The organism is Massilia sp. Root418 (assembly GCF_001425265.1).
In the GTDB taxonomy this organism is placed as follows: domain Bacteria; phylum Pseudomonadota; class Gammaproteobacteria; order Burkholderiales; family Burkholderiaceae_D; genus Rugamonas.
On sequence record NZ_LMEC01000022.1, the window covers coordinates 584,099 to 597,602 of the forward strand.

The window sequence follows — 13,504 nt, forward strand, 5'->3', positions numbered from 1 at the left end:
TTCCTTGACTGAATTAATCGGCGCGCGGCTGTACGCCCCATACGGGCGACTTGTTCCAGCCAGCGGCCAGTTCATTCCAGTTGCTGGCGCTGATCATGCGATTGTATGCCGTTTGCGCGCCGGGCACGCCGTGTTGAACGGCATACGCAATGGCCGGCTGTAAATTGCCCCAGTAGCCGGTGGCATCCGGGAAATTGCCGCCGCGCAGCGGGCCGGCGACGCCGGGATTACGCGTGCGCTGGGCTGCGAAATACAAGTCTCCCCAACTGGCGTACCAAGGGCCCGTGCCGCCTTCAAAATCGGCACGCTCGACCGGCGCCACCGGCATGTAGTATTGCGCGGCGTCGCAGTACAGATACTCGCCGCTGGTGGTGCCGCCCAGGCGGCCGATGACGCTTTGGGCTTTCCAGGCAAAGAAAGCGTTCAGCTTCACCAGTACGGCTGCAGCCAGCGGCGGACGCAGATCAATGGCATAGCCGATGGCTGCAGTGAAGAAGTCTTGCTGCCAGGTTGCTTCGGACTGCACGCCGGTTCCCTGCGTATAGTTGGTGTAGGGAACAACAAACCCGAACTGGTTGTTGGGCTTGGCTACATAGGTGCTGTGGTAGTACTCGACGTTGGCCGCCAGCGAAGCGCTGAACTCACCGCGCAGCGCAGTGTCGTCATCCGGTGTAGCGCACAGCGCCTGCGCCAGCGTGCGCAGCGACCATGCCGCGCCGCGCGTGGTGTTTGAGCCCGAATTGGACAAAAACAGCCCGGCGGAATAGTTACGGTGGTTATCCGGATTTTTCAGATAGCCCAGCGTGGCGGAAAACTGCACCTCTTCCATGAAATAGAACCGGCCGGTCAGCAGGTAGGCGGTGTAACCCACGGACGGGTGGTGGGGCGTATCCCATACGGGGGCGGCAGTGCCGCTCGCGGCTGGCGTGGTCTGGCCCTTGGTTGACCCGCCGACCCCTGCCACTGCGCTGGTGCCGCTCGCTACAAGATTAGGATAGCTTGAAAAGCGCAGCGGCCGTTGCGTGGTTTCGTCGCGGAAGTGGATGCCGTAGCGGCCTGCTGCGTAGCCATTGAATATCACGGCGGCGTAGGGGCGGGCATCGCTGCTGGTCAGGTAGAGTGCCTCCCATTCCGGGATCAGGCCGATTGCGCCGTGGTAGCCGGTTTGGCCCATGGCATTTGAATAGTTGCCTTGCTGCAGGGGAGAGTATGAGCTGGTCAGTCCGCTTAGCGCGGGCGCCGTGGACGGCACAGTGGCGCGGTAATGCGGCACCAGGCGCGACGCTTGCAGGTAGGCCTTGTCGTGGCTCGGTGCGATGCCCGGGTCGGCGGCCAGCCAGTGGCTGTGCGCCGTGCCTTGCAGCAGCACGGTGCGGCAGTGGTGGGGCAGGTCGATGGCGGCGCTGAAGCGCTGCGTGCCGCCCAGGGTGAAGCTGTAGGTGGCGCTCTTGTTGGTGGGGCCGGCCACTTTCAGGTAGCCGTTCTCCACCCACGGCAGCACTTCCACCGCGCCGCCCGCATACAGGCGCACTTCCAGCCACGCCACCAGGTGCGCGTCGCTGCCGATGGGCTTGCGGTAGATCCAGGAACTCATGGCCGGGCCGCTGACCCAGGCCAGGAAGGGCGTGTCCCAGTCGGCGCCCGACCAGCTGGCCGTGCCGAAGCTGCCCGCGCCCACGGCGGCGGCCAGGTTGGTGGCGCGCAGCGAGGCCGTGCCGAGCGCGGCGGACGTGGCGGCCGCGCCGGCCGCGTTCAGCGTGTAGCTTTGGGCGGTATTGGCCGCCAGGGTGGCGCGTCCGGACAGGATGGCGAACTTGAGCGAGCCGTCCGGCCAGTAGTTCTTGGGCGTCACCTGCAGGCCGGCCAGGCTGCTGCCGACGAATTTGCCGGCCGGCACCTGGCCCTGGCGGAAGGCCTGGCCCAGGGTGAACGGCAGGTTGGCACCGCCGGTCGCCGAGCTCAGCGAAAACGTGGCGAAGAATGCCGCAGGCGCCTGCACCTGGATGGTGAAGGGGTTGGAAGAGGACTGTGACATAGGATCAGCCTGTCAGATATCGCTGGCGGTCAGCACATGGCCGTCCGTGCTGCCCACCGCGCCGATGCCGTCGTAGACAAAGGACAAGGTGCGGGCGTTGTAGGTCACGCCGGGCGGCAGGGCGATGTTGTTGAGTGCGATGGCCAGCGGTCCGCCGCTGGCGCTCTTGACGTATTTGGAAATGGAAATAGTGCTGGCTACGCCTTGCGTGAACGTCAGCGTCGGCACGGCGGTCCACACCGGCGGCGTGCTGGCCGGCACCAGTGCGGAAGGGCCGCTGCTGCCACCCGAAGCGGTGCTCGGCGGCAAAACGCCCTCGGCAGGCGGCGGGCCGCCTTGGGTAGTGGCGGCGCTGGCGGCTGCGCCGCCGCCGCCGCAGGCTTGCAGGGCCATGCCTGCGGCGCCGGCCGACATCAGTTTGATGAAGCGGCGGCGCTGCCTGGCCTGCTGGCCGTCCTGGTCATTGCTGGGGTGTGCGACGAAAGTGCGAGTAGGTTTCATTGCCGATGATCTTCTGAAATAAAGGAAGAGCAGAACGTTGCCGCGCTGCATGACAACTAGTTTCGCACAAAATTAAGGCAAATTAGTGGCGGATTCAACCGTGCGTTCGATTTATTTTGTTCGGCAAAATGACAATTGACGGAATATTATTTAACTTTTAAACACCGGATATTTCACACAGGCAAGCCATTTTCGCCGCGCGGATCGCGCGCCAGCAACTGCGCCACCAGGGCCTGCGGCTGGTCGCCGTCGAACAGCACGCCGGCCACCGCGTTGGTGATGGGCATGTCCACGCCCAGGCGGGCCGCCAGCTCGCGCACGGCCTTGGCGCAGGGCACGCCCTCGGCCACGTGGCCCAGCTCGCTGACGATGGTGTCCAGCGCCTTGCCCTGCGCCAGGCCGAGGCCGACGCGCCGGTTGCGCGACAGGTCGCCGGTGCAGGTGAGGATCAGGTCACCCATGCCGGTCAGGCCCATGAAGGTTTCCACCGCGCCGCCCAGGGCGGTGCCGAGGCGGGTGATTTCCGCCAGGCCGCGCGTGATCAGGGCGGCACGGGCGTTCAAGCCCAGGCCCAGGCCGTCCGCCACGCCGGTGGCGATGGCCAGCACGTTCTTGACCGCGCCGCCCACTTCCACGCCCACCAGGTCGGCGCTGCTGTAGACCCGCACATTGCCGCCGTGCATTACCCCCACCACGCAGTCGCGCAGCGCGGCCGAGCTGGAAGCGATGGTCAGCGCGCACGGCAGGCCGCGCGCCACTTCCTGCGCGAACGAGGGGCCGGACAGGGCGCCGCCGGGCACGCTGTCGCCCAGCACCGCGTGCACGATCTGGTGCGGCAGCAGGCCGGTGTCGTACTCGAAACCCTTGCACAGCCATACCAGGTTGGGCAGCACGCGGCCGCTGTGCTGCGCGGCCTTGAGCTGTTCCAGCAGCGGGCGCAAACCGGCCACCGGGCAGGCCGCGATCAGCAGGTCGCTGCCGTGCGCCAGCGCGGCGCCGAAGTCGCCGCCCACGCGCAGGCCGGGCGGGAAGGGATGGCCGGGCAGGTAGTGCAGGTTGTCGCGCGCGGCTGCCATTTCATGCATGGCGGCATTGTTGCGCCCCCACAACAAGACATCGTGGCGGGCGGCCAGCGCCATGGCCACGGCCGTGCCCCAGGCGCCCGCGCCGAGCACGCTGATCCGGCGCGCGCCGGCGGCATGTTGATGGTTCTGCATGGCTGCCTTCTTAAATGCCCCAGATATCGCTGCTTTTTACGTAGCCGCTCTGGCCGTCGCGATGGCGCACCTTGACCCAGCCGTTGCCGGCCGACTCGGCCAGCTCCAGCAGCACGCCCTTGTCGGCGGTAAACACGGTGGCGGCATTGTCGTCGGCGCTGGCGCGCACTTTGGTGTTGGCGGCGCGCACCACCAGGGTGCGCCTGGGGCTCAGGCCCTTGGCCTCGGTCCATGCCAGGTCGCCGCTGGCGTCGCGCACCTTGACCCATTCGCCGTAGCTCAGCACCACTTCCAGCGGCATGCCGCGCGGCGCCACGAACAGCTTGCCGCCCTTGGTGGACGGCGCGTCATACAGGATGGCCGGGGCCGCGCCCACCGATTTGAAGTCGAGCGCGTGCCCGGCCGTAGCGGCCAGCAGCAGTGCTGCGCCTGCGATCCATCGGAAGAGTGTCATACCGGGGCCTCTGATTCAGAATTCGGGAGTGGAAAAACGCAAAGGCCGCTGCCGGCCTTTGGGATGGCAGCGCGCACCGCGCGCTGCCGGTCCAGCATCCAATCGCTCAGCGATTAGTGTGCTGCGCCTTCGGCTGGGGCAGCAGCTTGCTGCTCGGCCAGGGCTTGCAGGCGCTGCTGGTAGAACACTTCGAAGTTGATCTCGGCCAGGTGCACGGGCGGGAAGCCGGCGCGGGTGATCATGTCGGCGATGTTGGCGCGCAGGTAAGGGTACACGATGTTCGGGCAACCGATGCCCAGCAGCGGATCCAGCTGCTCGGCTGGAATATTGCGCGCTTCGAAGATACCGGCTTGCTTGCCTTCAACCAGGAAAGCCACTTTGTCTTTGATCTTGGCGGTCACGGTGATGGTGACGGTCGACTCGAAGATGCCTTCGGCCAGCGGCTCGGCAGCCACGTCCAGCGCCACTTCGATCGCAGGCGCTTCCTGTTCCAGGAAAATGGCTGGGGAGTTCGGCTGTTCCAGCGACATGTCTTTCAGGTAGACGCGTTGGATTTGGAAGACTGGTTGCAGATTTTCGTCAGACATGGTGCGCTTTCATATATTGGAAAAGAGCGGCAGAACCGCCCGCAGTTAGGGTATCCGCGCGCCGCATCCACGGGGGACGGGCGCGCCAATGCGCAGCAATTGTAGCAAAACCAATTTGAGGGCGGTCAGCCTTTTAACAAGGGGTCCAGGCCGCCGGCTTGATCGAGCGCATACAAATCGTCGAAACCGCCGACATGGGTGTCGCCGATATAGATTTGCGGCACGGTGCGGCGGCCGGTTTTCTGCATCATCAATACGCGCTGTTCCGGGTCGAGGTCGACGCGGATCTTGTTGATGCCGGTCACGCCCTTGGCTTCCAGCAGGCGCTCGGCGCGCACGCAATAGGGGCACACTGCGGTGCTGTACAGGGTTACTGGGGCTGTCATGATGATAGTTCCTCTGTCAATTATTTGGCTACTGGCAAGCCTGCGGTCTGCCAGGCGGCTTGGCCGCCCTCCAGGACGACCACGTTGTCGAATCCAGCCCCTTCCAGGATCTTTGCCGCGCCGAACGCCCGTCCGCCCTTCTGGCAGACCACGACGATGGTGCGGTTCTTGAATTTTTCCAGTTCTGCGATGCGCTGCTTGAGCTCGCCTGCCGGGATATGCTTGGCATCCGGCAAGTGGCCGTCGGCGTATTCCTTGCCTTCGCGCACATCCAAGATGGTGGTCTTGGCGCGGTTTATCAACTGCACGGCCTCGGCCGGGGAGACTTTTTTGCCGCGCTGGGTCAGTACCGGCCACAGCAGCGCGCCGCCCGACAGGGCAACGATGCCAATAAGAAAAATCTGATCAATAAGGAATTTCACGGTGTTCCAATGGTTATAGGTTATGCGCGCATTATAAAATAGAAGCTGAACAGAGGCTGGAACGCTGCCTCCCGCAGATTTTTTCACACTTTAATAGATAGTTCCCATGTACAAAATTGTCTTCATGCGTCACGGCGAGTCCACCTGGAACCTCGAAAACCGCTTCACCGGCTGGACCGATGTGGATCTGACTGAAAAAGGTATTGCTGAGGCGAAAGCCGCCGGCCAAGTGCTGAAACAGGAAGGCTACACCTTCGACCTGGCCTACACCTCGGTGCTCAAGCGCGCCATCCGCACCTTGTGGCTGTCGCTGGACGAAATGGACATGATGTACCTGCCGATCAAGCACGACTGGCGCCTGAACGAGCGCCACTACGGCGCGCTGCAGGGCCTGGACAAGGGCGAAACCGCCGCCAAGTACGGCGACGAGCAGGTGCTGGTCTGGCGCCGCAGCTACGACACCCCGCCGCCGGCCCTGGAGGCGGACGACGACCGCACCTCCTTCAACGACCCGCGCTACGCCGGCCTGCCCAAGGACAGCATCCCGCTCACCGAATGCCTGAAGGACACCGTGGCGCGCGTGATGCCGGCCTGGGACGAGGAAATCGCCCCGGCCATCCGCGCCGGCAAGAAAATCATCATCTCGGCCCACGGCAACAGCCTGCGCGCGCTGATCAAGATGCTCGACGGCATCAGCGACAGCGACATCGTCGGCCTGAACATCCCCAACGGCCAGCCGCTGGTATATGAGCTGGACGCCGACCTGAAGCCGATCCGCCACTACTACCTGGGCGACCCGGCCGCCATTGCCGCTGCGCAAGCTGCGGTAGCCAACCAAGGCAAGGCCAAGTAAGCAATAGATGTCCTGGTCTTCTACCACCCGCAGCGCGGGGGCGGCGCTGTCGCTCCTGCTGATGCTGGGCGCGGCGGTGCCTGCGCACGCCGCGCCCGCCAAGCCCACCGAACGCAGCAAGCAGAAACTGCAGGCCGAAGCCGAGCGCGCCGGCCTGCAGCAAAAGCTCAACGAGCTCAAGCGTGACATCGGCAAGACCGAAAGCGCCCGCGAGGACGCAGCCGACACCCTGGCCGAGTCCGAGGAGGCGATCTCCAACGCCAACCGCAGCCTGCGCGAGCTGTCCGAGGAGCAAGCCCAGACCAACGTCAAGCTGCAAACGCTGGGCGAGGAGCGCGCGCGCCTGCAAGCCACGGTGGAGCAGCAGAAGCAGCAGCTGGCCAAGCTGCTGCGCGAGCAATACGTGGCGGGCAATGAAGACCGCATCAAGCTGCTGCTGTCCGGGGACAACCCGAACCGCATTAACCGCGACCTGCAGCTGATGGCCTATGTGTCGCAGGCGCAGGCGCGGCTGCTGGAATCGCTGCGCGCCAATCTGCGCGCGGTGGAGGCCAACCAGGCCGAGGCGCAGAACGCGCGCGACGAGCTGGAAGAAATCGCGCAGGAAGAACGCCAGCAGAAAGAGCTGCTGGTGAAGGAAAAAGCCAAGCGCGCCGCGGTGCTGGCCGGCCTGTCGCAGCGCCTGGTGGCGCAGCGCAAGGAAGCCGGCAAGGTGGCGCAGGACGAGCAGCGCATGGCCGGGCTGGTGGACAAGCTGGGCAAGCTGATCGAAGAACAAGCCAGGGCGGCCGCCGCCGAGAAGGCGCGCCTGGAACGCGTGGCCGCCGCCAGGGCCGCCAAGGCCAGGGCGGACGCCGAAGCGAAGGCGCTGGCGCAGGCCAAGGCACGCGAGCAGGCCAAGGCGCGCGCCGAGGCGCTGGCCAAGGCCAGGGCCGAGCAGGCCGAGCGCGAGCGCATCGCCAAGGCCGAGGGCAAGCCCAAGCCGGCGCCGCTGCCGTTGCCGCCGGCTGCCGTCGCCCCGCCGCCGGGCCCGACGCCGCCGGCCGCGCCGGCGCAGACCGCGCAGGCCGAACCGGGCAAGCCGGCCGCGTCCGGCGAGCACGGCAAGCTGGAGCCGATCGAGGTGGACGAAAGCAAGGTGGCGGCGGTGAAGGACGAGCCGCCGGCGCGCAAGGCCGACATTGCGCTGGCCCCGGCCATGCCGGACGGCGCCTTCGCCGCGCTCAAGGGCCAGCTGCGCCCGCCGGTGGCGGGCAAGGTCGCTGCGCGCTTCGGCAGCAAGCGCGGAGACGGCCCCAGCTGGAAGGGCATGTTCATCCGCGCCGCCGAAGGAGCCGAGGTGCACACGGTGGCCAGCGGGCGCGTGGTGCACGCGGCCTGGCTGCGCGGCTTCGGCAACCTGATCATCGTCGACCACGGCGGCCAGTACTGGAGCCTGTACGCCAACAACCAGTCGCTGCTGCGCCGCGTGGGCGACGTGGTCAAGGCCGGCGAGGTGATTGCAGCGGCCGGAAACACCGGCGGCAACGAAGAATCGGGTTTATACTTTGAACTCAGGCACAAGGGCAAGGAGTTCGATCCGGCCGGCTGGGTCAAATTCTGAAGTCCAACACAGCGGAAGAAGTCATGGGTAACAAGTTCAAGAATTTCGGCCTGATCGGCCTGGGCATGGTGGCCGGCGTGGCCGCTTCCCTGCAGTTTTCCGCTGTGGCACAAAAAGCGCCGGGCATGCCGCTGCCGCTGGAGGAACTGCGCCAGCTGTCCGACGTGTTCGGCCTCATCAAGTCCGACTACGTGGAAGACGTGGACGAGAAGAAGCTGGTCACCGAAGCTATTTCCGGCATGGTGGCCTCGCTCGATCCGCACTCGGTCTACCTGGACAAAAAAGCCTTCAAGGAAATGCGCGAGTCCATGCTGGGCAAGTTCGTCGGCATCGGCATCGAGGTGGCCATCGAGGACGGCTACGTGAAAGTGGTCTCGCCGATCGAGGATTCGCCCGCCTTCAAGGCCGGCATCAAGGCCGGCGACCTGATCACCCGGCTGGACAATACCCCCATCCGCGGCCTGTCGCTGGACGACGCCATCAAGAAAATGCGCGGCGAGCCGCACTCGAAAATCGTGCTGACCCTGTCGCGCAAGGGCGAGGACAAGCCGCTCATCGTGCCCATCGTGCGCGAAGAGATCCGCGTGCAGAGCGTGAAAGCCAAGATGATCGAACCGGGCTACGCCTGGCTGCGCGTGTCGCAGTTCCAGGAGCCGACAGTGGACGACATGGCGCGCAAGCTGGGCAACCTGTATGCGCAGAACCCCGGCATCAAGGGCCTGGTGCTGGACCTGCGCAACGACCCGGGCGGCGTGGTGCCGGGCGCCATCGGCGTGTCGGCCGCCTTCCTGCCCAAGGACGCGGTGGTGGTCTCCACCAACGGCCAGCTGGCCGACTCCAAGCAGACCTTCTATGCGCGCCCCGAATACTATTCCGGCCGCGCCAACAGCGACCCGCTGGCCAAGCTGCCGGCCGCGCTGAAGAGCGTACCCATGGTGGTGCTGGTCAATTCCGGCTCGGCCTCGGCCTCCGAAATCGTGGCAGGCGCGCTGCAGGACTACAAGCGCGCCGTCGTCATGGGCACCCAGACCTTCGGCAAGGGCTCGGTGCAGACCTTGCGCCAGCTCACAGCCGACACCGCCGTCAAGCTCACCACCGCGCGCTACTACACGCCGCATGGCCGCTCGATCCAGGCGCGCGGCATCGTGCCGGACATGCTGGTCGACGAAACCGCCGAGGGGGACGGCTTGAACAGCATGCGCTTGCGCGAGGCCGACCTGGTCAAGCACCTCAACAACAAGGACGACGCCGAGCTGCCGTCGGCGCCGCCGCAGCCGCTGCACGACGAGCTGGAGGAAGAGCAGCGCCTGCTGGCCCTGTCCAAGACGCGCAAGCCGGTGGAGTTCGGCAGCAAGGACGACTTCCAGCTGGCGCAGGCGCTGAACCACTTCAAGGGCCTGCCGGTGCAGCTGTCGAAAACCGAAAAGGCGCGCGACCTGGACCCTGAAGCGGCCGCCAAGCCCGCCAAGCAGGAACCGGTCAAGCAGGATGCGCCGGCCAAGCCGAAGAAGCAGTAAGTCGATGGACGACAGCCAGCTGTTGCGCTACTCGCGCCATATCCTGCTTGATGAAATCGGCATCGAGGGCCAGCAGAAACTGCTGGACGCGCGCGCGCTGGTGATCGGCGCCGGCGGCCTCGGTTCCCCGGCCGCCATGTACCTGGCCTCGGCCGGCGTGGGCCGGCTCACCCTGATCGACAACGACACGGTCGACCTGACCAATCTGCAGCGCCAGATCGCCCACAACATGGCGCGCGTGGGCCAACCCAAGGCCGAATCGGCGCGCGCCACCCTGGCCGCCATCAACCCCACCATTGCCATCGAAGCGCTGGTCGAGCGCGCGGACGACGCCCGCCTGGCCGAGCTGGTGGGCCGGGCCGACGTGGTGCTCGACTGCACCGACAACTTCGCCACCCGCCACGCCGTCAACCGCGCCTGCGTGGCGCATGGCGTGCCGCTGGTCTCCGGCGCGGTGATCCGCTTCGACGGCCAGGTCAGCGTGTTCGATCCGCGCGGCGGCAGCGCGCGCAGCGCGGACCTGCCGTGCTACTCCTGCCTGTTCCCGCAAGACCAGCCCTTCGAGGACGTGGCCTGCTCCACCATGGGCGTGTTTGCGCCGCTGGTGGGCGTGGTCGGCGCCATGCAGGCGGCCGAAGCGCTCAAGCTGCTGATGGGCATAGGCGAGCCGCTGTCGGGCCGCCTGCTGCTGCTGGACGGCTTGCGCATGGAATGGACCAGCATCAAAATCGCCCGCAACGACGCGTGCCCGGTGTGCGCGCAACCTTAGGAGACAGACCCAGATGAAGCGACTTCCCGCCGCCATGGCCATGGCGATAGCCTCGGCCTTTGCCGCCTACGCCCCCACTGCGGCCACCGCCGCCGAGACCCTGCGTTACGTGCTCATCACCGAGAACGGCAAGCAGGCCGGCGAGCAGGTGGTCGAGCGCGGCGACGACGGCCTGACCAAGGTGCGCTTCATCTACAAGAACAACGGCCGCGGCCCCGAGCTGACGGAGCAGATCCGCTACCACGCCGACGGCACCATGGCCAGCTACGCTGTGCAGGGCAACTCCACGTACGGCGCCGTGGTCAACGAGCAGTTCTCCGTCAAGGACGGCAAGGCCGCGTGGCAGTCGACCACCGAGCGCGGCGAGAAGGCCGTGGCCGGCCCGGCCATGTACGTCCCCCTCAACAACTCCTTCGAAGTGGCATCCGCCGCCATCAGCGCACTGTCCGCCGCGCCGGATGGCAAGCTGGCGCTGCTGCCCTCGGGCACGCTGACCCAGCGCAAGCTGGCCGAAGCACAGGTCACCCTGGACGGCCAACGCCGCACGGTGCAGCTGCTGGCGCAAACTGGCCTGGGCCTGTCGCCGCAGTTCTACTGGGCCACGACCGGCGCCGGCACGGCTGAGAAGCCGCGCCTGTTCGCGGTGGTGATCCCCGGTGCCTTCACCGCCATCGAGCAGGGCTGGGAAGCCAACGGCCCGGCGCTGGCCGCGCTGCAGAAGGAGGCCGAGCAGAAGATGCTGGCCGAACTGGCCGCCACCCTGCAGCATCCGCTCAACGGGCTGACGGTGGTGAAGAACGCGCGCGTGTTCGACAGCGAGAAAGCGAAACTGGGTCCGGCCTCGGACGTGTACGTGCTGCGCGGCCGCATCACCGCCGTGCTGCCGGCCGGGTCGCCGGTGCGCGGCGCCGTCAACGAGATCGACGCCGACGGCCGCGTGCTCCTGCCCGGCCTGTTCGACATGCACGGCCACGTGGGCCGCTGGGAAGGCGGCCTGAATATCGCCGCCGGCGTGACCTCGGTGCGCGACATGGGCAATGACAACGCCCAGCTGCAGCAGATCATGGACGAAACGGCGGCCGGTACGCTGCTCTCGCCGCAAGTGGTGCCGGCCGGTTTCCTGGAAGGCGAAAGCCCCTATTCGGCCAACCTGGGTTTCGTGGTAAAGACGCTGCCGCAGGCGAAGAATGCCATCGACTGGTACGCCGAGCACGGCTACCCGCAGCTGAAGATCTACAACTCCTTCCCGAAAGCCATCCTGAAGGACACGGTGGCCTACGCGCACAGCCGCGGCATGCGCGTATCCGGCCACATCCCCGCCGGCCTGCGCGCCTTCGAGGCGCTGGACGCGGGCTTCGACGAGATCCAGCACATCAACCAGGTGATGCTGAACTTCCTGGCCACGCCCGAGACCGAGACCCGCACCCTGGAGCGCTTCGTGCTGCCGGCCGATAAGAGCGCCGCGCTCAAGTTCGATTCCAAGCCGGTCAAGGATTTCATCGCCCGCCTGGCGAAGCAGAAGACCGTGATCGACCCCACCCTGGCCACCTTCGCCTTCCTCAAGCAGAAGGACGGCGACATGAACACGCCGTTCGCCGCCATCGCGCCGCACATGCCGCCGGACCTGCAGCGCGGCTTCCGCGTCGGCACCATGAAGATCGCGGACGAGGCCACGCTGAAACGCTACGAGCAGTCCTATGCCCACATGGTGGACTTCGTGGGCCGGCTGTACCGCGCCGGCGTGCCCATCGTGGCCGGCACCGACGAACTGGCCGGCTTCACCCTGCAGGCCGAGCTGGAACTGCTGGTGCAGGCCGGCCTGACGCCGTCGCAGGCGCTGCAGGTGGCCACCCGCAACGGCGCGCTGTACACGCGCACCAGCCACGAGCGCGGCAGCATCGCGCCGGGCAAGCTGGCCGACCTGGTGCTGGTGGACGGCGACCCCACCAAAAACATCGGCGACGTGCGCAAGGTGGCTGCCGTCATCACGCGCGGCTTCCTGGTCTATCCGCACGAAGTGGACCGCGCGCTGGGCATCCAGCCCTTCGTGACGGCGGGCCCGGCGCTCAAGAAGCTGGAGCCGGTGTCGAGCAACATCGCCGGCGGCGGCAACGAGGGCGCCTTGCAGCGCATCGGCGTTTCTGGCCACCGCCACGATTAAGCCTGCGGCCGCGATTAAGCCTTATACTTCCGCACTCTCACCTGAAAAGTGTCCTTGACTATGCAAAACGTAACACTCCCCGCCAAGCGGCGCGCGCGCGGTTTCACCCTGATCGAGATCATGGTGGTGGTAGTCATCATGGGCGTGCTGGCGGCGCTGGTTGTGCCCAAGCTGCTGAGCCGCACCGGCGAGTCGAAAATCGCCGCCGCCAAGGTCGACATCGCCACCGTGATGCAGGCGCTGAAACTGTACAAGCTGGACAACCAGCGCTACCCGACCACCGAACAGGGCCTGCAGGCGCTGCTCACCAAGCCCACCACCGGACCGGCCGCCAACGGCTGGAAAGCAGGCGGCTACCTGGAGAAGATGCCGAAAGACCCGTGGGGTAATCCCTACCAGCTGATGTCGCCCGGCCTGAAGGGCGAAATCGACGTGTTCTCGCTGGGCGCCGACGGCCAGCCCGGCGGCACCGGCGACGATGCCGACATCGGCTCCTGGGACAACTAAGCTTCCGCCATGGGCGCCCGCCGGCCACAGCGCGGCTTTACGCTGATCGAGCTGCTGGTGGTGCTGGTCATTGCCGGCATCACGGTGGGGCTGGTGTCGCTCAACGCGGCGCCCAGCCGGCGCCAGGGCATGCAGCAGGAAGCGCAGCGCGTGGCGCTGCTGCTGCAGCTGGCGCGCGACGAAGCCATCGTGCGCAACCGCCTGGTGGCTTTTGAGGCCGGCCCGGACAGCTACCGCTTCCTGGTGCGCAACGAGCAGCGCGTGTGGGAACCGATCACGCAGGACAAGCAGGACGACCTGCTGCGCGAACGCCAGTTCAAGAACAGTCCCGTGACCCTGCTGCTGGACCCGGCCTCCACGGTGCCGGGCGATACCCTGCGCATCACCTTCGGCCGCGAACCGGTCGACAAACCCTTTGTGCTGACCATGGCCAGCGGCGACGTCAGCGTCGCCATCCGCGCCGACGGCATCGGCCACTTTACGGTGGACTGA

Annotated in this window: 14 protein-coding genes; 7 read left to right on the top strand and 7 right to left on the bottom strand. The window is 66.5% G+C overall.

Translation table 11 applies throughout. The features are described 5' to 3' along the window. Positions 1 to 13: 13 nt before the first annotated feature. From ASC94_RS23160 to ASC94_RS23190, 7 genes are all read right to left on the bottom strand, one after another. A complete protein-coding gene (locus tag ASC94_RS23160) occupies positions 14 to 2,035 on the bottom strand; it encodes a hypothetical protein (protein WP_056401231.1) in 2,022 nt (673 codons plus the stop codon). A gap of 12 nt (positions 2,036 to 2,047) precedes the next feature. After that, a complete protein-coding gene (locus ASC94_RS23165; protein WP_056401234.1) occupies positions 2,048 to 2,536 on the bottom strand; it encodes a hypothetical protein in 489 nt (162 codons plus the stop codon). A gap of 173 nt (positions 2,537 to 2,709) precedes the next feature. Further along, a complete protein-coding gene (locus tag ASC94_RS23170) occupies positions 2,710 to 3,753 on the bottom strand; it encodes an NAD(P)H-dependent glycerol-3-phosphate dehydrogenase (RefSeq protein ID WP_056401237.1) in 1,044 nt (347 codons plus the stop codon). 10 nt (positions 3,754 to 3,763) lie between these two features. Next, entirely contained in the window at positions 3,764 to 4,207 is a 444-nt protein-coding gene (locus tag ASC94_RS23175) for an SH3 domain-containing protein (RefSeq protein ID WP_056401238.1), read from the bottom strand. Positions 4,208 to 4,320: 113 nt separating this feature from the next. After that, positions 4,321 to 4,794 (bottom strand): protein-export chaperone SecB, encoded by a 474-nt coding sequence (secB, locus tag ASC94_RS23180; RefSeq protein WP_056401240.1) that lies wholly within the window; start codon positions 4,792 to 4,794, stop codon positions 4,321 to 4,323. Positions 4,795 to 4,919: 125 nt separating this feature from the next. Then, positions 4,920 to 5,180: a glutaredoxin 3 gene (gene grxC / locus ASC94_RS23185; RefSeq protein WP_056401242.1), complete on the bottom strand. Its 261-nt coding sequence runs from the start codon at positions 5,178 to 5,180 to the stop codon at positions 4,920 to 4,922. Between the two features lie 20 nt (positions 5,181 to 5,200). Further along, a complete protein-coding gene (locus ASC94_RS23190; RefSeq protein WP_056401249.1) occupies positions 5,201 to 5,602 on the bottom strand; it encodes a rhodanese-like domain-containing protein in 402 nt (133 codons plus the stop codon). Between the two features lie 106 nt (positions 5,603 to 5,708). On the opposite strand from ASC94_RS23190, the gene gpmA reads away from it, so the two are divergent. From gpmA to gspH, 7 genes are all read left to right on the top strand, one after another. Beyond that, complete coding sequence (gene gpmA / locus ASC94_RS23195) at positions 5,709 to 6,455, top strand: 2,3-diphosphoglycerate-dependent phosphoglycerate mutase (RefSeq protein ID WP_056401251.1); 747 nt, start codon at positions 5,709 to 5,711, stop codon at positions 6,453 to 6,455. Positions 6,456 to 6,516: 61 nt separating this feature from the next. After that, positions 6,517 to 8,058 (top strand): murein hydrolase activator EnvC, encoded by a 1,542-nt coding sequence (locus ASC94_RS23200; protein ID WP_056401573.1) that lies wholly within the window; start codon positions 6,517 to 6,519, stop codon positions 8,056 to 8,058. Positions 8,059 to 8,081: 23 nt separating this feature from the next. Next, entirely contained in the window at positions 8,082 to 9,575 is a 1,494-nt protein-coding gene (locus tag ASC94_RS23205; RefSeq protein WP_056401256.1) for a S41 family peptidase, read from the top strand. A 4-nt stretch (positions 9,576 to 9,579) separates the two neighbouring features. After that, the gene (locus ASC94_RS23210) at positions 9,580 to 10,344 is read left to right on the top strand and encodes a HesA/MoeB/ThiF family protein (RefSeq protein ID WP_056401258.1); all 765 of its coding nucleotides are present in this window, start codon (positions 9,580 to 9,582) and stop codon (positions 10,342 to 10,344) included. A gap of 13 nt (positions 10,345 to 10,357) precedes the next feature. Then, positions 10,358 to 12,505 carry an amidohydrolase family protein gene (locus tag ASC94_RS23215; protein ID WP_056401261.1) on the top strand — a complete coding sequence of 716 codons (2,148 nt, stop codon included), beginning with the start codon at positions 10,358 to 10,360 and terminating at the stop codon, positions 12,503 to 12,505. Between the two features lie 60 nt (positions 12,506 to 12,565). After that, positions 12,566 to 13,012: a type II secretion system major pseudopilin GspG gene (gspG, locus tag ASC94_RS23220; RefSeq protein WP_056401264.1), complete on the top strand. Its 447-nt coding sequence runs from the start codon at positions 12,566 to 12,568 to the stop codon at positions 13,010 to 13,012. Positions 13,013 to 13,021: 9 nt separating this feature from the next. Further along, positions 13,022 to 13,504 carry a type II secretion system minor pseudopilin GspH gene (gene gspH / locus ASC94_RS23225; RefSeq protein ID WP_056401267.1) on the top strand — a complete coding sequence of 161 codons (483 nt, stop codon included), beginning with the start codon at positions 13,022 to 13,024 and terminating at the stop codon, positions 13,502 to 13,504.

Excerpts from the sequence above, each read along its gene's own strand:
- ASC94_RS23160 (WP_056401231.1), bottom strand. The coding sequence starts at position 2,035 with ATGTCACAGTCCTCTTCCAACCCCTTCACCATCCAGGTGCAGGCGCCT.
- ASC94_RS23165 (WP_056401234.1), bottom strand. The coding sequence starts at position 2,536 with ATGAAACCTACTCGCACTTTCGTCGCACACCCCAGCAATGACCAGGAC.
- ASC94_RS23170 (WP_056401237.1), bottom strand. The coding sequence starts at position 3,753 with ATGCAGAACCATCAACATGCCGCCGGCGCGCGCCGGATCAGCGTGCTC.
- ASC94_RS23175 (WP_056401238.1), bottom strand. The coding sequence starts at position 4,207 with ATGACACTCTTCCGATGGATCGCAGGCGCAGCACTGCTGCTGGCCGCT.
- secB (WP_056401240.1), bottom strand. The coding sequence starts at position 4,794 with ATGTCTGACGAAAATCTGCAACCAGTCTTCCAAATCCAACGCGTCTAC.
- grxC (WP_056401242.1), bottom strand. The coding sequence starts at position 5,180 with ATGACAGCCCCAGTAACCCTGTACAGCACCGCAGTGTGCCCCTATTGC.
- gpmA (WP_056401251.1), top strand. The coding sequence starts at position 5,709 with ATGTACAAAATTGTCTTCATGCGTCACGGCGAGTCCACCTGGAACCTC.
- ASC94_RS23200 (WP_056401573.1), top strand. The coding sequence starts at position 6,517 with ATGCTGGGCGCGGCGGTGCCTGCGCACGCCGCGCCCGCCAAGCCCACC.
- ASC94_RS23205 (WP_056401256.1), top strand. The coding sequence starts at position 8,082 with ATGGGTAACAAGTTCAAGAATTTCGGCCTGATCGGCCTGGGCATGGTG.
- ASC94_RS23210 (WP_056401258.1), top strand. The coding sequence starts at position 9,580 with ATGGACGACAGCCAGCTGTTGCGCTACTCGCGCCATATCCTGCTTGAT.
- ASC94_RS23215 (WP_056401261.1), top strand. The coding sequence starts at position 10,358 with ATGAAGCGACTTCCCGCCGCCATGGCCATGGCGATAGCCTCGGCCTTT.
- gspG (WP_056401264.1), top strand. The coding sequence starts at position 12,566 with ATGCAAAACGTAACACTCCCCGCCAAGCGGCGCGCGCGCGGTTTCACC.
- gspH (WP_056401267.1), top strand. The coding sequence starts at position 13,022 with ATGGGCGCCCGCCGGCCACAGCGCGGCTTTACGCTGATCGAGCTGCTG.